Annotated in this window: 14 protein-coding genes and 1 pseudogene; 5 read left to right on the forward strand and 10 right to left on the reverse strand. The window is 63.3% G+C overall.

The window, feature by feature from the left end:
* Window positions 1-76 precede the first annotated feature (76 nt).
* From H0X91_RS33265 to H0X91_RS33285, 5 genes are read left to right on the forward strand one after another with little or no spacing between them, the layout of a single operon-like run.
* On the forward strand, window positions 77-1333 hold the full coding sequence (locus H0X91_RS33265) for a lipopolysaccharide biosynthesis protein (RefSeq protein WP_034200911.1): 1257 nt from the start codon (window positions 77-79) through the stop codon (window positions 1331-1333).
* Window positions 1330-2154 (forward strand): glycosyltransferase, encoded by an 825-nt coding sequence (locus H0X91_RS33270; RefSeq protein WP_077190964.1) that lies wholly within the window; start codon window positions 1330-1332, stop codon window positions 2152-2154. The genes H0X91_RS33265 and H0X91_RS33270 overlap by 4 nt, the downstream gene beginning before the upstream one ends.
* 51 nt (window positions 2155-2205) lie before the next feature.
* Complete coding sequence (locus H0X91_RS33275) at window positions 2206-3342, forward strand: glycosyltransferase family 4 protein (RefSeq protein WP_062884037.1); 1137 nt, start codon at window positions 2206-2208, stop codon at window positions 3340-3342.
* Between the two features lie 15 nt (window positions 3343-3357).
* Complete coding sequence (gene galE / locus H0X91_RS33280; RefSeq protein ID WP_006485111.1) at window positions 3358-4380, forward strand: UDP-glucose 4-epimerase GalE; 1023 nt, start codon at window positions 3358-3360, stop codon at window positions 4378-4380.
* A gap of 27 nt (window positions 4381-4407) precedes the next feature.
* Window positions 4408-5514, forward strand: coding sequence for an MraY family glycosyltransferase (locus H0X91_RS33285; protein ID WP_196433717.1), 1107 nt, complete (start codon window positions 4408-4410; stop codon window positions 5512-5514).
* Between the two features lie 87 nt (window positions 5515-5601).
* On the opposite strand, the gene H0X91_RS33290 is transcribed toward H0X91_RS33285, so the two are convergent.
* The 10 genes and pseudogenes from H0X91_RS33290 to H0X91_RS33335 form a co-directional block, all read right to left on the reverse strand.
* Window positions 5602-7485 (reverse strand): polysaccharide biosynthesis protein, encoded by a 1884-nt coding sequence (locus tag H0X91_RS33290; RefSeq protein WP_196433718.1) that lies wholly within the window; start codon window positions 7483-7485, stop codon window positions 5602-5604.
* A 12-nt stretch (window positions 7486-7497) separates the two neighbouring features.
* Entirely contained in the window at window positions 7498-8514 is a 1017-nt protein-coding gene (locus tag H0X91_RS33295; protein ID WP_196433719.1) for an MraY family glycosyltransferase, read from the reverse strand.
* A gap of 7 nt (window positions 8515-8521) precedes the next feature.
* Complete coding sequence (locus H0X91_RS33300) at window positions 8522-9487, reverse strand: UDP-glucose 4-epimerase family protein (protein ID WP_196433720.1); 966 nt, start codon at window positions 9485-9487, stop codon at window positions 8522-8524.
* Window positions 9484-10330 (reverse strand): annotated as a pseudogene (locus H0X91_RS33305) (glycosyltransferase family 2 protein). The gene H0X91_RS33300 and the pseudogene H0X91_RS33305 overlap by 4 nt, the downstream one beginning before the upstream one ends.
* A gap of 867 nt (window positions 10331-11197) precedes the next feature.
* Window positions 11198-16132: an FkbM family methyltransferase gene (locus tag H0X91_RS33310; protein WP_196433721.1), complete on the reverse strand. Its 4935-nt coding sequence runs from the start codon at window positions 16130-16132 to the stop codon at window positions 11198-11200.
* A 6-nt stretch (window positions 16133-16138) separates the two neighbouring features.
* Window positions 16139-16276, reverse strand: coding sequence for a hypothetical protein (locus H0X91_RS33315; RefSeq protein ID WP_023475272.1), 138 nt, complete (start codon window positions 16274-16276; stop codon window positions 16139-16141).
* Window positions 16273-17163: an NAD-dependent epimerase/dehydratase family protein gene (locus H0X91_RS33320; protein WP_196433722.1), complete on the reverse strand. Its 891-nt coding sequence runs from the start codon at window positions 17161-17163 to the stop codon at window positions 16273-16275. The genes H0X91_RS33315 and H0X91_RS33320 overlap by 4 nt, the downstream gene beginning before the upstream one ends.
* 4 nt (window positions 17164-17167) lie before the next feature.
* Window positions 17168-18202, reverse strand: a complete 1035-nt coding sequence (gmd, locus tag H0X91_RS33325) for a GDP-mannose 4,6-dehydratase (protein ID WP_027810772.1) — start codon at window positions 18200-18202, stop codon at window positions 17168-17170.
* 110 nt (window positions 18203-18312) lie between these two features.
* The gene (locus tag H0X91_RS33330; protein ID WP_027810773.1) at window positions 18313-19755 is read right to left on the reverse strand and encodes a mannose-1-phosphate guanylyltransferase/mannose-6-phosphate isomerase; all 1443 of its coding nucleotides are present in this window, start codon (window positions 19753-19755) and stop codon (window positions 18313-18315) included.
* Window positions 19756-19853: 98 nt separating this feature from the next.
* Window positions 19854-21446, reverse strand: a complete 1593-nt coding sequence (locus H0X91_RS33335; RefSeq protein WP_196433723.1) for a glycosyltransferase family 2 protein — start codon at window positions 21444-21446, stop codon at window positions 19854-19856.
* Between the last annotated feature and the right edge of the window lie 111 nt (window positions 21447-21557).

Raw genomic sequence — 21557 nt, forward strand, 5'->3', positions numbered from 1 at the left:
TTTTAATGCCTAGCCGCCCCGCCGCCGCCCACCTGCCGCCTCCGGCCGCCCCTCGCGCGCGCCGCCGCTGCCGCGCATGCTGAAGCGCTTCGGCAACCCGGACGTCGCGAAGGCCGTCGCGAACCTCGTCTGGCTGGGGCTCGAACGGCTCACCCAGATCGGCGTCGCGATCGCGATCAGCGGCCTGCTGGCCCGTTATTTCGGGCCAGATGTGTTCGGCAAATGGCAGTATGCGAATACGCTTCTCCTGGTACTGGCGCCGCTCACCTGGGTGTGCGGCGCGGAAATCCTCGTCCCGACCATCGTCCAGCGCCCGCCCGCGCAGCTCGGCGCGGTGCTCGGCAGCGCGTTCGTGCTGCGCATCGCCGTGTCGGCCGCCGCGCTCGCCGCGACCTGGATCGCGATCGCCGCGGGCGCCTTCGACCCGCTGGTCGGCGCGATGCTCGCGGGCCTCGCGGTCACGATGGTGTTCCGCGAGCCGTTCGTCGGCGTGATCAACGCGTGGCTGCAGAGCATGACCTACAGCAAGCCGCAGCTCGTCACCAGCATGGTCACCGCGCTCGCCAAGGCGCTGCTCGTCTGGCTGCTGGTCCGCGCGGCCGCCGGCCCCGCCCGCTTCGCGTGGCTGTGGGCGCTGGAAGCCGCCGCGATCGGCTTCGCGCTGCTGCTGTACTACCGCCATCGTAACGGCGGTGCGCTCGGCTGGACGTTCGACAAGCCGCTGTTCCGGCACTTTGCAACGGCCGGCACCGTGTTCTGGCTCGGCCTCATCTGCATGTACCTGTTCCTGAAGCTCGACCGCCTGATGCTCGAGCGCCACGTGTCGTTCGCCGATCTCGGCCGCTATTCGGCCGCGCAGCAGCTCAACGAGAACTGGATCACGCTCGCGCTGATGCTCGCGCAGACGATCGCGCCCGCCTTCGTCTACCGCGTGCAGGACGTCGCGCGGCTGCGCCGCAACATCGTCCGGCTGATCGCGATGACGGCCGGCCTGATGACGGCCGGCGCGCTCGTGCTCGACGCCGCCGCCCCGCTGATCGTCGGCAAGGTGTTCGGCCGCGGCTACGAGGCGTCGGTCGACATCTTCCGCTGGGCCGTCTGGCTGTCCGTGCCGGCCGGCATCGAGGCGATAGGCAATCTTATCGTTCTCAAATATCAAGCAAAATTCGTGTTGCTGTCGAAATGGCTGCTCGCGCTGGCCATCGCCGCGATCGTCAACCTGTTCGCGATCCCGCGGCTCGGCCTGTACGGCGCGCTCGTCGGGCTGGCGGCCGGCTACCTGGCCGCGGCCGCCGTCAACTTTTATTACATCCGTTTCAAGCTGCGAACATGACGTCCCCTGCTTGCCCGACCCCGCTCGACGACGTGGCCGTGCTGATGCCGGCCTACAACGGGCACGACGACGTCGTCCGGACCCTCGCGTCGTTTCGCGAGGACGCGCCCGTGCACGTGCTGATCGTCGACGACGGCAGCACGCCGCCGATCGTCGCGCCCGATCTGCCGGGCCTGTCGATCGACGTGCTGCGCATGCCCCGGAACGGCGGCATCGAACGCGCGCTGGCGGCCGGCATCGACGCGCTCGCGGCGCGCGGCTTCCGCTACGCGGCCCGTATCGACGCCGGCGATCTCGCCGCGCCGCAGCGCCTCGCGAAGGAGCGCGCCTATCTCGGCACCCATCCGCGCGTAGCCTGCGTCGGCATGTGGACGCAGGTCGTGTCGCGCGCCGGCGAGCCGCGCTTCATGCTGACGCCGGCCGCCGATCCGCGCACGCTGCGCCGCACGCGCTTCCTGCGCTCGCCGCTCGTGCATCCATCTGTGATGTTGCGCATCGACGCCGTGCGCGAAGTGGGCAACTATCGGGCAAAGTACCGCGCGGCCGAGGATCTCGATCTTTTTTTACGGTTAATGCAACGCTACGATTGCGCGAACCTGCCGGAACTCGGCCTGTATTACGAGCTTAACGAGGGCGGGATCAGCGCGACCAAACGCCGGCGCCAGCTGGTGTCGACGCTCACGCTGCTGCTGCGCCACTTCAACGTGCTGAACCCGTACGACTGGGCCGGCCTCGCCAAGAACCTGCTGCATTTCGTGACGCCGTACCGTACGCTGCAGCGCATCAAGCAGACGCTGTTCGCCGCGCGGCCGTCCGCCTGACGTGCATCCGGCCCGTTCGGCAATTTCGACGCTTTATTTTTTCTTTTTTTCATGTCCGCCACCTCCCCGCTGCGCATCGCGCTCGTCTGCAACACGGCCTGGGCGATCCATACGTATCGCCACGGGCTGATCCGTGCGCTCGTCGCGCGCGGCGCCGAGGTCGTCGTGATCGCGCCGCACGACCGCACCGTGCCGTTGCTCGAGCGGATGGGCTGCCGCTACGTGGCGCTCGCGGTCGCGTCGAAAGGCACGAGCCCGCGCGAGGATCTCGGCACGCTCGCCGCGCTGGTGCGCCACTATCGCGCGCTGCGGCCCGACCTCGTGTTCCATTACACGATCAAGCCGAACATCTACGGCTCGGTGGCCGCGTGGCTCGCGCGCGTGCCGTCGATCGCGGTGACGACGGGCCTCGGCTACGTCTTCATCCAGAAGAGCCGCGCGGCGAGCGTCGCGAAGCGCCTGTACCGGTTCGCGTTCCGCTTCCCGCGTGAAGTGTGGTTCCTGAACCGCGACGATCTCGCGACCTTCACCGACGAGCGCTTGCTCGCGCACCCCGATCGCGCACGGCTGCTGCACGGCGAAGGCGTCGATCTCGAACAGTTCGCGCCCGTGCCGCTGCCCGCCGGCGACGCGCCCGTGTTCATCCTGATCGGCCGGCTGCTGTGGGACAAGGGCGTGCGCGAATACGTGGAGGCCGCGCGTCTCGTGCGCGAGCGCTTCCCGAACGCGCGCTTCCAGTTGCTCGGGCCGCTCGGCGTCGACAATCCGAGCGCGATCGGCCGCGCGGATGTCGACGCGTGGGTCGACGAAGGCATCGTCGAATATCTCGGCGAAGCGCACGACGTGCGACCGCACATCGCGGCGGCCGACTGCGTCGTGCTGCCGTCGTACCGCGAAGGCGTGCCGCGCACGCTGATGGAAGCATCGGCGATGGGCCGCCCGATCGTCGCGACCGACGTGCCGGGCTGCCGCGACGTCGTCGCCGACGGCGACACGGGTTACCTTTGCCGCGTACGCGACAGCGCGAGCCTCGCGGAGCAATTGAATCGCATGATCGAACTCGGAACGGCCGGACGCGAAGCGATGGGCGCGCGCGGCCGGCAGAAGGTCACGGCGGAATTCGACGAACAGCAGGTCGTCGAACGCTACCGGCGTACCATCCACTCGTTAACCGGTATCACCCTCTGAAGGAGCGCATCAGCAATGACCGCTAAAGGCACCATCCTCGTCACCGGCGGAGCCGGCTATATCGGCTCGCACACGACCGTCGAGCTGCTCGACAACGGCTACGACGTCGTGATCGTCGACAACCTCGTCAACAGCAAGGCCGAATCGGTGCGCCGGATCGAGCGGATCACGGGCAAGACGCCTGCGTTCCACCAGGTCGACGTGTGCGACGAAGCCGCGCTCGCGAAAGTGTTCGACGCGCATCCGATCACCGGCACGATTCATTTCGCGGCGCTCAAGGCTGTCGGCGAATCGGTCGAGAAGCCGCTCGAGTACTACCAGAACAACATCGGCGGGCTGCTCGCCGTGCTGAAGGTCATGCGCGAGCGCAACGTCAGGCAATTCGTGTTCAGCTCGTCCGCGACCGTGTACGGCGTGCCCGAACGCTCGCCGATCGACGAATCGTTCCCGCTGTCCGCGACGAACCCGTACGGCCAGTCGAAGCTGATCGCCGAGCAGATCCTGCGCGATCTCGAAGTCTCGGACCCGTCGTGGCGGATCGCGACGCTGCGCTACTTCAACCCGGTCGGCGCGCACGCGAGCGGGCTGATCGGCGAGGACCCGGCCGGCATCCCGAACAACCTGATGCCGTACGTCGCGCAGGTCGCGGTCGGCAAGCTGGAAAAGCTGCGCGTGTTCGGCTCGGACTACCCGACGCCAGACGGCACCGGCGTGCGCGACTATATCCACGTCGTCGATCTCGCGAAGGGGCACATCGCCGCGCTCGACGCGCTCGCGAAGCGCGACGCGAGCTTCGTCGTGAACCTCGGCACCGGCCAAGGCTACAGCGTGCTGGAAGTCGTGCGCGCGTTCGAGAAGGCGTCGGGCCGCCCGGTGCCGTACGAACTCGTCGCGCGCCGCCCGGGCGACATCGCGGAGTGCTATGCGAACCCGCAGGCCGCGGCCGACATCATCGGCTGGCGTGCGACGCTCGGTATCGAAGAAATGTGTGCCGACCACTGGCGATGGCAGGAGGGGAACCCGCGCGGTTTTGTATAATCCGCTGTCCATTTTCCGAGCGACCCCATGCTCAGCTTCGCGTCCGGCTTCATCGTCTCCTTGCTCGTCACGCTGTTCATCGTGCGCTACGCGCACCTTCACGAGAAATTCTCGATCGACAGCGACCTGGCCGGCGTGCAGAAATTCCATGTGCGGCCGGTGCCGCGGGTGGGCGGCATCGGGATCCTCGCCGGGGTCGTCGTTGCCGGGCTGCTCGTATCGCGGCGCTATCCGACGATCGCCGGCAGCATTCTGGGGATCGTCGCCTGCGGGATGCCGGCGTTCCTGTCGGGCCTCGTCGAAGACCTGACCAAGCGCGTGTCGCCGCGCGCACGGCTGCTCTGCACGATGGGCGCGGCCGCGCTGGCGTTCTGGCTGCTGGGCATCGCGGTCAAGCGCATCAGCGTGCCGCCGCTCGATTTCCTGCTCGGGTATGTCGCCATCTCGGCGTTCATCACGGTGCTCGCGGTCGCGGCGCTCGCGAATGCGATCAACATCATCGACGGCTTCAACGGGCTCGCGTCGATGGTCAGCTTCATGATGTTCGCGTCGCTCGCGTACGTCGCGTTCCACGTCAACGACCCGGTCGTGATGTCCGCGTCGATCATCATGATGGGCGCGGTGCTCGGCTTCTTCCTGTGGAATTTCCCCGCCGGGCTGATCTTCCTCGGCGACGGCGGTGCGTATTTCATCGGCTTCATGCTCGCGGAACTCGCGATCATGCTCGTGATGCGCAACCGCGAAGTATCCGCGTGGTACCCGGTGCTGCTGTTCATGTATCCGATCTTCGAGACCTGCTTCTCGATCTACCGGAAGAAGTTCATCCGTGGGATGTCGCCGGGGATTCCGGACGGCGTGCACCTGCACATGCTCGTGTACAAGCGGCTGATGCGCTGGGCCGTCGGGACGAAGCATGCGCACGATCTGACGCGGCGGAATTCGCTGACGTCGCCGTATTTGTGGCTGCTGTGCCTCGTCGCGGTGATTCCGGCGACGCTGTTCTGGCGGCATACCGTGCACCTGTTCGTGTTCGTCGTGCTGTTCGCGCTGACCTATGTGTGGCTTTATCTCAGCATCGTGCGGTTCAGGGCGCCGCGGTGGATGGTGGTGAGGAAGCATCGGCCCGGCCGCTGAACCGCGTAACCGGTTTCTGGACGAAAAAAAGCGCCCTGCCGGGCGCTTTTTCTCTTCTTGCCGCTCAGTTCACGGCCGGGGACCGCATCACCCGTTCGATACGACGCGCACCGACGGCACGCTCTGCAACACGGGGGCAACGGCCGTCTGGTATTCCGGCACCCAGCGCCGCAGATCGCGCCGTACCTCGTCGTCGGACAGCACGCGATGCTGCATCAGCCACGGCAGCAATTCGTCGAGGAAATTGTCCGGCACTTCGCGCGCACGTGCGATCCGCAGCTTCGGGTGCGGCGTGCGCGTCGTCGCTTCGTCGTCAGCGAGCAACTCCTCGTAGAGCTTCTCGCCCGGCCGCAGCCCGGTGAACTCGATGCGGATCTGTTCTTCCGAAAAACCGTACAGGCGGATCAGGTCGCACGCGAGATCGACGATCTTCACCGGCTCGCCCATGTCGAGAATGAAGATTTCGCCGCCATGCCCCATGCTCGATGCCTGCAGCACGAGCTGCGACGCCTCCGGGATCGTCATGAAGAAACGCGTGATTTCCGGGTGCGTGACCGTCACCGGGCCGCCCTTCGCGATCTGCTGCTGAAACTTCGGAATCACGCTGCCCGCGCTGCCGAGCACGTTGCCGAAGCGCACCGTCTCGAACTGCGTGCGCCCGCTCGTCTGCTGCAACGCCTGGCAGGCCATTTCGGCGAGACGCTTGCTCGCGCCCATCACGTTGGTCGGATTGACGGCCTTGTCGGTCGAGATCAGCACGAAGTGACGCACGTCGTGGCGGATCGCCGCCCGCGCCACGCGATAGGTGCCGAGCACGTTGTTGCGCAGCGCCTGCCATGCGTTGTGCTCTTCCATCAACGGCACGTGCTTGTAGGCGGCCGCATGGAACACGATGTGCGGCGCGTGACGCGACATCACCTGGTCGAGCAGCAGCGAATCCTTCGCATCGCCGATGATCGGCACCACGGGCAGATCCGGAAAACGCTCACGCAATTCCTCGGTCAGCCGGTACATCGCGTATTCCGAGAGATCGAATGCAACGAGCTGCGCAGGGGCGAAGCGCAGGATCTGCCGGCACAACTCGGAGCCGATCGAGCCGCCCGCGCCGGTCACCATCACGACGCGGCCGCGCAGCAGCGCTTCGACGTGCGGCGTATCGATCGTCACCGCGTCGCGGCCGAGCAGATCCTCGAGATCGATGTTCCGTACCTGCGACAGGAAGCCCTGCCCCGGCATCAGCGCGGTCAGCGACGGCAGCACCATCGCCTTCACGCCGGCCCGCACGCACAGGGTCGCGACGCGACGCTGTGTTTCGACCGACGCCGACGGAATCGCGATGATCGCGTATTCGACCTTCATCGCATCGGTCCAGTGCTTGAGGTCGTTGAACGAGCCCAGCACCTTGTAGCCGTAGATTTCGCGGCCCTGCTTCGTGACGTCGTCGTCGAGCAGGCCGACCAAGCGCCATTCACCGGAGCGCGACAGTTCGCGCGCGAGGCTCGCGCCGGCCGTGCCGGCGCCGAGCACCAGCACCGGCTTGCCCTTGCCGACGAGCCCGCCGTACAGGTAGTACTCCTTCGTCGCGCGATACAGCGCGCGGGCGCCGCCCATTGCCAGGAACAGCATCAACGGCGACACGAGCAGCACCGAGCGCGGAATGATCGGCTGCGGCTGGAACATCACGGCACCGATCATCACGATCACGCCGCCGCCGGCCACCGCCTTCGCGATGCGCATCAGGTCGGGCAGGCTGGCGAACACCCACAGCCCGCGATACAGGCCGAAGCCGCGGAACATCAGCGCATAGACGGGCAGTGCCCACGTCAGCGCCATCAGCGCGCCGCTCAGGAAATCATGCGGAATGCTGCCGTTGAAACGAACGAGATAAGCGAACAGCCATGCGGCGACAACCGCCGTCAGGTCGAACAGGAAAGCACTCAGGGACAGCCAAGATGCTCTGGATCGCAACATCGGCGGGAAACCTCAAGAATTGTTTTCGGCGGCCGCTTGAAACCGGTGCCAGCGCATGTCGATCAACCATCCGAACCATGCCAGGACGCCATACCACGCAAGAAACGACAGCCATTGCTGCAGTTCGGGGCGGCCCTTTGCCCACGTGGCCAGAATTATGCCTGCGAGCATGATGAGGTACCAATAAAGGGCAGTCCGGCCGTGACTGACGCCCGACCGGACCATCCTTTGATAATAATGCTCGCGGTGCGCCTGCCAGAATTTTTCTCCGCGTAACAGACGTCTCAAAAGTGTTACAGATGCATCTGCAATAAAGGGCGCGAATACCATTGCGGGGAACCAGATCGGCCAGACATCGGTACGCCAGCCCCAATAGCCCAGTGCGCCGGCCAGGAAGCCGAGCGGAATCGAGCCGGCGTCGCCGAGAAACAGTCGTGCCGGATGGAAATTGAGCAGAAGAAAGCCGAGCGCCGCGCCCGCCACTGCCGCGCCCGCCACGGCGAGATCGGGCGACGTATGCGGGCCGCCGAGCGCCGCGACCGCGTATCCGCCGAAGCCAAGCAGTGCCATGCCGCCCGCGAGACCGTCGGCGCCGTCCATGAAGTTGTACAGGTTCGTCAGCCAGACCATCGCGAAACCCACGCCGGCGAGCAGCCACCACGGTGCGTCGGCCGGGAAGACGACGATCAGCGCGACGACTGCCGCGAGGTGCGCGGAGAATCGCACGCGGGCCGGCAGCCCGCGCCGGTCGTCGATCTGCGACATCGCGGCGAGTCCCGCGGCGGCGATCGCGATCAACCAAAGCCGCGGCGCCAGCGTCAGCAGCGCAACGACACAGACGGGCACGATGCCCCAGCCGCCGACGCGCGGTGTCGGCAGCGTATGGAGCGAACGGTCGTTCGGAATGTCAGTGGCCAAGCGCCAGGCCCACCCAGTGGCGAGCAGTACGCGGAGAATCGTCGTCGAGGCGAATGCGGCGGCCAGGGCCACCGCGGCCGTGGTGAGCCAGGTGGGATTCGCGAGAAGCATGTGGCTTTTATTTTCGTGTATCGCGCGAACGATACCATGCGGCGGTCGCTTCGAGGCCCTGGCGGGTCGTATAGGGCGGCTGCCAGTCGAGCACACGCCTGATCCGACCGGTATCGAGTTGCAGACTGCCCGTCAGGCGGTCGATAGCCGCACTGCGTCCGGTCAGCTTTCCGAGCACACGCAACAGCGCCGGCGGCACCGCGATCAGCCTCGCCGGCTTGCCGAGCGCGTTGCCGACGAGGCGCAGCAGGCCCGCGACCGTCGGGGCGCCGTCGTCGGCTACATGAAAGCATTCGCCGGCTGCGCGCGGGTCGATTGCGCAACGCAGCAGCGCGTCGGCGAGATTGTCGACGTAGACGATGCTGCGGCGCGCCGAAACCGCGCCGAGCGGCAACGGCATCCCGCGCGCGACCGCGTCCATCATCCGCAGGAAGTTGGCACGGACGGCGGGGCCATAGACGAGCGGCGGACGAACGACGACGACATCGAGCCCCACGGATGCGCCGAACTGCGCGAGCTGCCGTTCCGCCCGCAGCTTCGAACGGCCGTATGCATCCTGCGGGTGGGGTTCGAACGTTTCCGACAGCGGTACTCCGCCGTCGCCCTCTCCGACCGCCTTGATGCTGCTCGCGAACACGATGCGGCGCACGCCGTGATGGCGCGCGGCGTCGGCGAGACGCAGCGTGCCGGCGACGTTGGTGGCATCGAACGCAGCGTCGGGATCGGGGGACTCGTCGCGCATCACGTGCACGCGCGCGGCGAGATGGATCACGCAATCGGCGGTCAGGTCGGTTGGCCACGCTTCATCCAGACCCGCGAAATCGGCGGTGTCGTGCACCCATTCGCGCACGCCCTCGATGCAGCCGCCCGGACGCCGTACCAACGCGGTCACCGTATGTCCGGCATCCAGCGCACGACGACAGACCGCGCGGCCGACGAAGCCGTTCGCGCCGGTGACGACGAGGTGACTCACCAGAGCCTCCAGCCAAAGCGGTTGTAGAACTTGAAGGCCGACGCGACGAACATGCGGATGTGCGCGAAGCCCTTGCGCGACGCCCCCCCCACCGTGATGGATGACGCGCACCGACGGGACGTACGCGACGCGGGCGATCTCGTGCGTGCGCAGGCTCAGGTCGTAGTCCTCGAAGTACAGGAAATAGCGTGGATCGAAGCCGCCGAGTTTCTTCAGGACTTCGGTGCGGAACAGCATGAAGCAGCCGCTGACGATGGGGGGATCCCAGACGACCTCGCGGTCGTTGATGACGTCGCGCATTTCGTAGCGGGCGAGGCGCTTCGCAAAAGCTGCCCGAAACCGCGCCGGCAGGAAGCCGCGCACGAGCAGATCGAGCACCGCCGGGTAACGGCGGCAGAGATACTGCTGCCCGCCTGTGTCGTCGCCGATCCATGGTGTGAGCGCGCCGACGTCGGGACGCGAACCGAGAAACGCACGGGCGGCAACGAGCGCGTCTGCGTCGAGATCGATGTCAGGATTCAAGATCAGGTGAAACGGGCGTGTCGACGATTCGATCGCGAGATTGTGCCCCCGTCCGTAGCCAACGTTGCCGTGGCCCGACAGAATCCGGGTGGTAATACCTTTCGTATCGAGATCATCAATCAATGCAGCAACGTCGCCCAGCCCGCCGTTGTCAACCAGGAACAGTTCGACCGGAGCGGGCAACGAGGCAGTGCACAGACGCGTGCACGCTGCGCCCAAGCTAGTCAGCGTCTCGCCGAGTTGAGCAATATCCGGCTGATAAACGACGATGGAAACCGACAATCCTTCGGTATCACTGGGTTGCAGGCTTGTTACATTCATCCGTAGTTCGGCTATGCGCTTGCAAGATGAAGCGCAGGTTAGACAGTCCGGCAGGTTGCGGCAACGCAGGTGCCGCCGCAGCCTCGCTCGACAGGCCGGCGAACTTGCGATGCATTTCACGGTGCCAACGGCGCAATTCTAACGTCAGCACGGTCGTCGCCGGCATAAAAAGCTGTCCGATAATTCCGGCACGCCATTTGATGTCGTCGGGAGCACCACTCGACACACGCCGCCTTGTGGAGCACGCCATACCACCCTCGCTGCGGTCTTCGCCATACGAGGTTTACCCGTCGGGATCTCGACTCGCTTCGCGCCTCTCGTCGGCAAGTCCGAGAACTGTTCTCTGCGCTCGATGAGACCATCCGGAACAGGCTTCCGTCCGATAACGCGACGCTCGACCATGCGGTCCGGCGCGCGCGTCCCTATCTCACCGACGTCTCGCCCCTGTTGAGAAACGAATGCCAACTCGACTGCCGTTCGAACCCGGTGAACTCGGCAGTCGCTACGCTCAACGCTTCAGTCCGCGTATCGGAACACAAGCGGGATGTATTGTCCGACGGGCAGCACACGGCAAACGTCGATCGTACCGACGCCCACAGCCGGCCGGATGAAACCGAAACCGGTCGTCTGCAACCCGCTCGGCGATTGCTGCGCGGGAATCGGACGTCGTCGGCATGCGTACGTTGAACGCGGAAATGCTGTCGTCGACGAGTTAGCGGATCACGGCGTCGTTGCGAACCCTCAAACGACGGCTCACCGGAAGTACTGCCGGACGCGCCGCCGTCCGGACGTGCCGTCGCGTAACTTCGGATCAGGTTACGGCGTCGATGCCCGACCGGGATCGACGCCCCACTATGCGGCAACCGGTCACCGACTGCCGGGCTTCCCGGGCATTACGCCGAGGATTTCATTGATACGATCCGCCGCATGGTGACCGGCCGTGGTCAGCGACAGATTGACGCGCGCGCTCTCGCGCGCACGTGCACCGAGCTCACGCGCCCATTCCTGATTCTCGAACACCTTGCGCATCGCTTTCGCCGCCTCATCCACCGACGGTTCCGCCCAGTGGAGATTCGCGTCGTATGGCGGAATTGGCCGCCCCAGTTTCACGAGATCGTAAGGTACGAGAAGGCTGTTGCTGTCGTCCATGAAGTCCACGTTGCCCGAGTAGTTCGTCGCAATGACGGGCTTTCCCATCAGCATGGCTTCCGCCATCGTGAGACCCAATCCCTCGCTTCGATGCAAAGACACGTACGCGTCGCAAGCATCCATGAGCGACAGTACCTCGTCCGGCGAATACACCTGATCGATGATCTTGATCTTCACCCCCGACATCTCGGCCGCAAGCCGCAATTCCTTGATCTGGGCCGGATGACGATCACCGAATGAAGTCTTCAGCACCAGACAGACCGGGTCGTCCGGCCCGAATGCCTTGCTGAATGCCCGAATCAACCCCATCGGGTTTTTGCGCTCCATGATGCTCATCATGTGGAACGTAAACAGGAACGTATATTCGCCGTCGTCCAGTCCGAAGTAGGCTCGATCCCGACGCTGATACTGGCCAAGCTGCACCCCCGGGAAAATCGTCCTCACCGGAATGGTCAACCGTTCGCGCAACCCCTTGGCAACAAACTCGGTCGCAGTCCAGACCTCATCGACACGTGCGGCTTGCTCGAGCCAGCTGTCCGGTATCGAATCGAATTCCCAGTACCAGTATGCGATCCGGTAGGTTCGCTGCGCACGCTCGAGCAAATCGGATCGCCCGTATACATCGTCAAAGAACGGTTCCGGCTGCGTGTGAATGATCGTAACGTCGAAATCTTCCGTACCGGAGAAATCGACGTGATGCGGATCATCTCTCTGATCGGTACGAATGTCGCGCAAGGATGTCTGCATCTCGATCTCGCGCATCCCCTTCACCAACGCCTCCGCCGAGACGCGCAGACCCGACGGATAACAGAAGTGCGCGATCACGTTGACGCCGGGCTTCGCCAGCGAAGCGGCCACCGTATCGATCTCCAGCGATTCGCACCACGAACGGACGTCGTGCGGCAACGCGGCTTCGTCCGTTCGCAACCATTCGACCAGCGCACGCGCCTCGGCCGCGTTACGCAACACCGACGGGAAACGATCACGCCAGTCTTCACGGGCGTTGTATGCCGTTCGAATCTGCTCGGCAGGCGACAAGTCGATCGGCCAGGTTTCCGGCACGCCCCACGACTCGTGGACCCGGTATGTTGCGGCAAACCAGGCGGCAAATGCAGCACGTCCGAAAATCGTCAACCCGTCCGGATGGAGTCGTTGCCATGCCGGTGTAAAGCGATAGGCTTCCACGAGCTCACGAGCCGGCGCTTCCGATGCTTGCCAGAAGAGCCACCAGATTTGCTCGAGTTGCAGGTCCGCTTCGACACGCCCATGCTGGATGAACCATTCGAACAGATCCGCTTGCCCGGCTGGCGTCAACCCGTGCGGCATGAGTGCGCGGACATCCTGGCGGAACATGAAGATCTGCCGTGCCGGTGCACCAAAATCCTGTTCGAACAATTGGCCGATCGCCGCGACGCCGGCTTCCGTCAGGCCGAGGTCGCGCCCGCCGCCTGTGAGCAGCCACTGTGCAAACGCACCGTTACGTCCAGCCGAAAGTGCCTGCGGAAACCGCACGCGAAGATCGGCCCGGCGTCGCAACAGATCCAGACACCAGCGCGCGGCGCTCCAGATATCGGAGACCTTGTGGACCGGCTGCGGGGGCCACACAACTTCGTCTCGCGCCAATCCTGCGACTTCCATGCAAATACCTTCGTCGTCGAGACGAAGCTCCCTCGCCGACAACGGAAGCGAACCGGTTTCTCGAAGCTGTCGGTCGAGTTCCGCACGAACGCCGACGCCTCCCTGCAAACGCAGGGCCGGAATGGCGCACTGCCCGTCCAGTTCGGGGTGAAGATATGGGTCCTCGTCAATGCCCAAATGACGGATGTCGTCGGCCAGGCGCCGGATATCCTCGACCGGATTGCTATTCCCTCTCGTCGCCCCTTCGTGATGCACGAGACAGGCATACGGCGTATAGGCCGTACGATAGCCGGCACGCCAGATCCGCATGCACAGCGCTACGTCGCTCATCGCGATCAGATACGATTCGTCAAACCCGCCAACCTCTTCGAAGGCATCCCTGCGCACCATCTGGCAGGCGCCCATGATCGCAAGCCAGTTTCGCGGATGATCCGGCGAGCCGAATACATCCCATTCGATACCACCGCCGCTCCGGTACATCAATGCGGCGAGATGGATGCCGATCGACACGCCTGCATGCTGCAACTCCAGCGACGGATAGATCAGCTTCGTACCCACGACACCTACGCCTGGACGCATCGCAAATCGGACGAGTTCCTGCAGCCAGTCGCTCTTGATGATCTCGATGTCGTTGTTCAGGAACAGCAGAAACTCGCCGCGCGCTCTCACCGCACCGAAGTTGCACGCGGCCGAATAATTGAACTTGTTCCGGAAATGAACGATTCGAACCTGCGGTTCGGATTTCAGCTGCTCGTAGTATGCGAGCGTCTCGGGATCATCCGATCCCGTATCGACGATGACGACTTCCTTGTTCGGATAGTCTGTTGCATGCAGCAGCCCCTCCAGGCACATCCGGAGCAGCTCCGGCTTGTTCTTGGTGGGAATGACGATCGAAACCAGCGGCGCCCGCTCGATCTGCCAGGTGGCATGCTGGGTGCCGTTCGGTTGGGTTTCAACGGTCACCGCGCTGCTGACGCCGTGACGCTCCCAATATCGCTGAATGACCGCGCGATGATCACCGGCCTCATTCGTGCCGGGTGCAGGCCGCTCTTGGCTCGCCCCCGGCTTGCGATGGCATAGTACCTTCGGGACACGAATGATGTTCTGCGCATGATCGCTGACGCGCAGGTTGAGATCCCATTCGACGGCCGTCGCGGCAGTGATGTCCACCCCTCCCGCCAGCGTCACCAACGCGCGGCGAAGCAACGTCAACCGTCCGAAATAGTTGAACGCGTAGAGAAGATCAGGTGACCAGGATGGTTTGAAATACGGCCGCTCGCGGGTTTGCGACGCCGACTGCACGTCCTCGTCGCCGTAGACGATGTCTGCCCGCGGCGACTTCGCGAGTACGGAAACAACGTCGCTCAGCGCACCAGGCGCCAGAATATCCCCACTATCGAGAACCGCGACGAACTTGCCCTTGGCGTGATCGATGCCCATGGCAAGGTTCGCCGGCCGCCCTGTCGCCACGCCAGGCGCGGTAACAGCAATCACGCGCGAATCAGCGCTCGTCCACTCTTCGACGAGTTTCAGTATCGCCGCATCGGAGCCAGAGTGAACAACGATGGCTTCCCAGTTTCGATACGATTGCGCGCGAATCGAACCGACCGTTCTCGAGACGCTCTCGATCGATTCGACATCGGCAAGCAAAAAGCTCACGAGCGGCCCGTCGACCTTGATCCGGACATCAGGGCTCAACCGGGTTTCGACCGTGCGAATCCAGTCCGCATACCGACCCGACGACCCTGCACCGGGAACGCCGACGTCTTGCAGGACCTCGACCTGAGCGCTCGCGGCTTGCTGCTCGCGAAGCAAGGTTGCGCGCCGCTGCCGCAGGAACTCGAGCCGCGCCGGCATCCGCCACGGCGTAGCCAGCCACCATGCAGCCTTGGCTACCTGACGTGCGCGCCCCCGCGCGGCGGGAGGCATCATCGCCCCGATCCGGCGTGCCGGTGATGTCGCGCGCCAGAACATCGATTGCGTAACGGCCTGATACTGCTGCTCGACCAATTCGGCACGGTGACTGGCTTGCTGTGCCATCACGTCCCGGCCAGACAGCGCCGAACGCAATTCAGCGATCTGGTTCTCCGCGTCCTTGTGGCGACGCTTGTGGTCATGCTCCACCTCCGCCCGCCGGCTTTCCATCACCTCTACCTGGCGCATCAACTCCTTGTTCAGGCGTTCAAGCTCCTGGTGCTTTGCCTCGTGCTCTTCAAGTACTTTTTGCACCTCCGTCCGCCGCACGAGCTCTACGGCATCGCGCTCCCGTTGCTCCGCGTCCGCCAGCCGAGCGGACAAGCTCTCGACCTGCGCAGCCAACTCAGCCGTCCTCGCGGACACGAAATCGTCAAAAACGTTGGGCGGATACTTGAACGCATCGATGAGCTCGGATCGCTCGCCGGCGACATAGAAGCGGTTGAGGCCATCCGAATAGACATGGACGTAGTTCGCGTCCAGAAGGATGCTCTCCCACTCGTGATGGGATTCCTTCTGCGTCAGCGGCAGCGTTGCCTCCACCACAACAATCCACGGTCGGTTGCGTTTCCAGTCGTTGCCGGCCAGCACCGCGCGCTCGGCTCCTTCGACATCGACTTTCAGAAAATGCACCTCTCGCCCTGCACTGACGTGCTCTCGCCAGATGTTGTCGAGGGTCGTCAGGACAACATCCTGAACGTTCTCGCTCCACCCGGCCGCGACATGTCCGTCGGCGATCTTGCCGTCAAGCGTGGACAAGCCGGTGTCTTGAAACAAATGGATACGGCTCGTACCCGTGCTTTCACCCACCGCGACCCGGAGATTGATGTCGCGAGGACGCCGGTTTTCGAGCTCGGCAAAATAGACCGGATTGGGTTCGACATTGATGCCGCTCCACCCCATCTCACTGAATGCCCGAGTCACCGAATGCTCGTCGGGAGACCATGCGCCGACATCGATGTAAAAGCCGGCCATCACATGCTGCAGCGCGCGATGCAGCATGACGTCTTCGAGATTTTGCGCGTAGGAAACAAGAGGCATAAATTTTCACTTACCTGAGCTATGAAAATTCGAGTCGGCATCGACGAAAACATCGGCGCCGCCCCGATTTCCTGCATTTCTGGCCATGACCGTGCCGTGCATGCCGGCCGCGCCGAACACGCCGTCAACGATCAGTTCGCTCATGGACGTTCGAGCATCCATGCAAGCGTATTGCGAAGCGGAATCGCGTGAGTCGAACCGATCGCGTGTTCAAGCGCCCGGCAATTTCCGACGAGCTTGTGGACCTCGTTCGCGCGCACGAATTGCGGATTCACCGCCACCTCGAGTTCATGCCCGGATAGTTCCTGCACCGTCGCCAAGACGTCCTGCAGCGAATACCCGATACCTGAGCAGACGTTGAACGTGCGTCCTGCGAAGTCGGCTTCGATCAACTTCCGATACGCGGCGACCACCATGCGCACATCCGAGAAATCTCGCACGACATTCAGATTGCCCAACTCGATGCGCTCCGCGCGCGCGCTGAAATGCCGAACGATCTTGGGCAGCAGGAATCGCTCGTCCTGACCGACGCCCGTGTAATTGAACGGCCGCACGATGACGATCGGAAGTTTGTCCTGCCACATGCGCGCGATCATTTCCATCGCCAGCTTGCTGATTGCGTAATCGTTTGCGGGCGCCGGCGCAGTGGATTCGTCGATGATTTCGCGCTCGGAATTGCCATAGACGTTCGCACTGCTTGCCAACAACACGGCTCGCGGCTGACACGCAGCGCGCGTCAGCGCATCAAGCAGATTGCGCGTCCCGACCACGTTGGTCTGATAGATCGCGCCGACATCGCCGTGCTGAACGAACGCAATGGCCGCCAGATGCACGACAGCATCCGGCTTTTCGTCGGACAGCACGCGAACCAGCGCGTCGGTATCAAGCAGATCGCACACGTGCGTTCGCCACGGCGCAGCGGCAACCGGCTTGTGAACGATCCCGCAAACTTCGTGCCCCGAGCGGATCAACTCCTCCGCCATATAGCGGCCGGTAAATCCGTCCAGGCCCGTGACGAAAACTTTTGCCATGGCCTTAGAACGAGAAGCCTGCTTCGTTGCGACGAATGTCCGCCTCGACCATCATCTGGCAAAGCTGCTCGAGCGTCGTCTTCGGCACCCAGCCGAGTTCCTTGCTCGCCTTCTCGGGGTTGCCGATGAGCAGATCGACTTCGGCGGGCCGGTAAAATTTCGGGCTGACCTTGACCACGGCCTTGCCGGTTCGGGTATCGACGCCCGTCTCGTTTTCGCCCGCACCTTGCCACGCGAGTTCGATGCCTGCCGCCTGGGCTGCCATCGACACGAAATCCCGCACCGTCTCGGTCCGGTTCGTCGCGAGCACGTAGGTATCGGGGCGTTCCGCCTGCAGCATGCGCCACATGCCTTCGACGTACTCCTTCGCATAGCCCCAGTCACGCTTGGCGTCGAGGTTGCCGAGTTCCAGCACGTCGAGCTTGCCGAGACGGATCTTCGCCAGGCTGTCCGTAATCTTCCGCGTCACGAATTCGCGCCCGCGCAGCGGCGATTCGTGGTTGAACAGGATGCCGCTGCAGCCGAAGATGTTGTAGCTCTCGCGATAGTTGATCGTCATCCAGTGCGCGTAAAGCTTTGCGACGCCGTACGGACTGCGCGGATAGAACGGCGTGCTTTCAACCTGCGGTACGGCCTGTACCTTGCCGAACATTTCCGACGTGCTGGCCTGGTAAAAGCGGATCGCAGGATTGACCGTGCGAATCGCCTCGAGCAGGTTGAGCGCGCCGATACCGGTAATCTCGGCGGTGGTTGCCGGCTGATCGAACGACACGCCGACGAAACTTTGGGCCGCCAGGTTGTAGACCTCGGTCGCTTGCGTCGTCTGAAGCAGGCGAATGCTTGCGCCAAGATCGGTCAGATCGTATTCGACGAGGTGAAGATTAGGATGATTGCTGACGCCGAGCTCGTCGATTCGCCAGAAGTTCACCGAGCTGGTGCGCCGATAGGTGCCGTAGACGGTGTAGCCCTTCTCGAGAAGCAGCTCCGCAAGATACGCGCCGTCTTGCCCGGTAATGCCAGTGATGATTGCAACAGTCATGTTCTTTCCAGTTTGTTCAGCATGTTGAAGCTCCGGCCAGAATCGTCGATCGTGGTCACGCCATGAGAGCGGCCGATGCGACATGAATCCAGGCCGGATTCCAATCGTGGTTAATTGCCCTTCGCCGCGACGACATCGCGCCCGTAGTTGTCGTCGAGGCGCACGATGTCGTCTTCACCGAGATACGAGCCCGATTGAACCTCGATCAGTTCGAGCGGAATCTTCCCCGGGTTCTGCAAGCGATGCGTCACGCCCAGCGGAATATAGGTCGACTGATTCTCGCTCAGCAAAATGACCTGGTCACCGTTGAAAACGCGCGCGGTACCGCGGACAACGACCCAGTGTTCAGCCCGATGATGGTGCATCTGAAGGCTGAGCGACGAGCCCGGGTTGACGATGATGCGCTTGACCTGAAAGCGTTCACCCTGATCGATACTCTCGTACGAACCCCACGGCCGGATGACCTTCCGGTGCGTCACCGACTCGTGTCGACCCGACGCGCTGAGACGCTCGACGATCTTCTTCACACGCTCGGACTGATCGCGATGCGTGACGAGGACCGCGTCCGCCGTTTCGACGATGATCAGATCCTTGACGCCGATGGCCGTGACCATTCGATGATCGGCCCGGATATAACTATCGGAAACATCGTCAGTCAGGACGTCGCCCGACAGCGTATTGCCCGTATCGTCGGTATCCGAAATATCCGCGAGCGCGGCCCATGAGCCGATATCGCTCCAGTTCAGACCTGCGGCCGCGACCATCACCGCATGGTCGGTTTTCTCCATCACCGCATAGTCGATCGAGATGTTCGGGCATTCCTGGAATGCATCGGCGTCAAGTCGGACGAAATCCTCGTCGCGCTTTGCCTGCTTGACCGACAGCGTGACCTGCTCGAGCACGGCTGGCTCGAATCGCTTGAGTTCGTCGAGATACACCGACGCCTTCAGCATGAACATGCCGCTGTTCCAGTAATAACCGCCTTCCGACACGAAGCGCGCCGCCGTTTCCGCATCCGGTTTCTCGACGAATGCATCGACACGGAACGCGTCGTCATGCGACGCCAATGCGTTCCCGCTGCGGATGTAGCCGTAGCCGGTGTGCGGCTTGGTCGGCTCGATACCGAACGTGACGAGATGCCCGTCGTTTGCGATATCGCGCGCCGTGTCCGCCAGCTTCGCGAAAATCGCATCGCTCAGGATCACGTGGTCGGACGGCAACACGAGCAGCAACGCGTCCGGCGACTGCTCCATCGCAAGCAACGCCGCAGCCGCGACCGCGGGCGCCGTATTGCGCCCTACCGGCTCCAGAACGACCGCCGACGCTGTCACGTCGATGCTGCGCAACTGATCGGCCACGATGAAGCGTTGTTCCGCATTCGTGATCATGATCGGCGCTTCGACGCCGGGCACGCCCTGCAGACGCAGCACGGTCTGCTGAACCAGCGTGTGTTCTCCGGCCAGCTTGAGGTACTGCTTGGGATAACCGCCCCGGGACAACGGCCAAAGACGGGTGCCGCTACCGCCGCACAGAACTACAGGGAAGATGTTCACGTCAACTCCGTTACGATATACCTTCTATTTTTCCAACCGCCGGATCAGTACCACTCATTAATTCCGGCGGCATCCGGCCTGCATCGCCGGGTACGCGCTCAGACGAGCGCGCCCACCCGTGACGGCCAGGCCAGACCGATATCCTCTTCGTTCAACGTCAGATTTGGACTGTATGAGGAATCATTCCGCAGCAGCTCTCCCCAGTGCTTTTGCATGTACTCGGTCTCGCCGTCGAATCGAGCCTGTTTGACAGGATCGTCCTCGTAACCACGCGTCGCCGACTCATGGTGATACAGCTCCGCATACGGCGTCCAGACATTGCGATAGCCGGCCTTCAGCAAGCGAAGACAGAAATCGATATCGTTGAACGCGACACCCAGATCCCGTTCGTTCATTCCAGCCACTTCGCGATAGGCAGCCTTGCGCACGATCATGCATGCAGCGGTCACTGCGGAGAAGGCGCCGATCAGGCTGGCGCGACCGAAGTACCCGAACGATCCGCGAGGAATGTGTTTGTGTACATGTCCCGCCACGCCGCCAAGCCCCAGCACCACGCCGGCATGCTGAACGGTGTCGTTCGGATAGAGCAGTTTCGCGCCCACCGCGCCGACGCCCGGTTGCAATGCAATACTGACCATTTCCGTCAACCAATCGGGAGAAATCACCTCGATATCGTTGTTGACCAGTCCGACGACCTCGCCGCTCGCCACCTCGACGGCCGCATTGCACAACGCCGCGAAATTGAACGGCCGATCGTCGCGCAATATCCGGAAACGCACGTCGTTCTCGAGCGACGCGAGGTAATTCAGTGTGTCTGGATCATCCGAGCCGTTGTCGACGATGACGATTTCGTAGCGTGTGTACGTCGTCTTGCCAACAATGCTCGTGATGCACTGCCGAATCAGGTTCAGCCCGTTTCGGGTCGGAATGATCAGGCTGACGAGCGGCGCCGGATCCGGCAACGCATACCGCGCACGGTAGCCGTTTCCTGCGTACTCCGCCACACCGCGGACACCCGTTCGCTCGAAGTGGTCGTTGAGCGCCCGCTCACCGGCCACTACCGCGTAGGGCTTGGCGTCGGTCCCCGACGAGGTGCTTTCAGCATGAACCCGCCAGTGATACAGCACCCGTGGAATGTGATGAATTGCAGCCGCGCCCGCACGCTCGACACAGCGAAGGGCCAGATCATAGTCCTGAGACCCCTCATACCCCTCGCGGAAACCGCCGACTTCGTCGAGCAGCGCCTTTTGAAACACACCCAGATGACTGAACATGTTCTGTGAAAGGAACAGATCGGGGTTCCAGTCGCACTTGAAGTACGGTTCACGGCGCTTGCCCGAGCCATCGATCTTGTCTTCATCAGAATAGATCATTCGAATCGACGGATCGCGCTCGATCACATCCGCGACACAATAAAGCGCCTGCTCCGGCAACAGGTCGTCGTGATCGAACAGCGCGACCCACGTGCCCGTCACGAGTTCGAGCGCAGTATTCGATGCGGCAGAAATATGGCCGTTCTTCTGCCGGAACGCGACCTTGATCCGCGGGTCCTGGGCGGCGTAACGTTCGAGCAGCGGGCGGATGGCCGGATTCGTCGACACGTCGTCGGCAATGCAGAGTTCCCAATGCGGATAAAGTTGTCCGCGGATGGACTCGATCGCCTCCGCCAGCCAAGGGAAACGCTGATTTATTCGGCTCGGCGGTCATCGCAGACGTAGCCGAGGACGTTTAGAAGACAGCTCACGGAACGGACCCACGACGATGAAGAGGCAGATCGGCTTCGCGGAAGCGGAAATTGCAGG

This window comes from Burkholderia sp. 9777_1386, assembly GCF_015712265.1.
Classification (GTDB): domain Bacteria; phylum Pseudomonadota; class Gammaproteobacteria; order Burkholderiales; family Burkholderiaceae; genus Burkholderia; species Burkholderia cenocepacia.

Excerpts from the sequence above, each read along its gene's own strand:
- H0X91_RS33265 (WP_034200911.1), top strand. The coding sequence starts at position 77 with ATGCTGAAGCGCTTCGGCAACCCGGACGTCGCGAAGGCCGTCGCGAAC.
- H0X91_RS33270 (WP_077190964.1), top strand. The coding sequence starts at position 1,330 with ATGACGTCCCCTGCTTGCCCGACCCCGCTCGACGACGTGGCCGTGCTG.
- H0X91_RS33275 (WP_062884037.1), top strand. The coding sequence starts at position 2,206 with ATGTCCGCCACCTCCCCGCTGCGCATCGCGCTCGTCTGCAACACGGCC.
- galE (WP_006485111.1), top strand. The coding sequence starts at position 3,358 with ATGACCGCTAAAGGCACCATCCTCGTCACCGGCGGAGCCGGCTATATC.
- H0X91_RS33285 (WP_196433717.1), top strand. The coding sequence starts at position 4,408 with ATGCTCAGCTTCGCGTCCGGCTTCATCGTCTCCTTGCTCGTCACGCTG.
- H0X91_RS33290 (WP_196433718.1), bottom strand. The coding sequence starts at position 7,485 with ATGTTGCGATCCAGAGCATCTTGGCTGTCCCTGAGTGCTTTCCTGTTC.
- H0X91_RS33295 (WP_196433719.1), bottom strand. The coding sequence starts at position 8,514 with ATGCTTCTCGCGAATCCCACCTGGCTCACCACGGCCGCGGTGGCCCTG.
- H0X91_RS33310 (WP_196433721.1), bottom strand. The coding sequence starts at position 16,132 with ATGCCTCTTGTTTCCTACGCGCAAAATCTCGAAGACGTCATGCTGCAT.
- H0X91_RS33315 (WP_023475272.1), bottom strand. The coding sequence starts at position 16,276 with ATGAGCGAACTGATCGTTGACGGCGTGTTCGGCGCGGCCGGCATGCAC.
- H0X91_RS33320 (WP_196433722.1), bottom strand. The coding sequence starts at position 17,163 with ATGGCAAAAGTTTTCGTCACGGGCCTGGACGGATTTACCGGCCGCTAT.
- gmd (WP_027810772.1), bottom strand. The coding sequence starts at position 18,202 with ATGACTGTTGCAATCATCACTGGCATTACCGGGCAAGACGGCGCGTAT.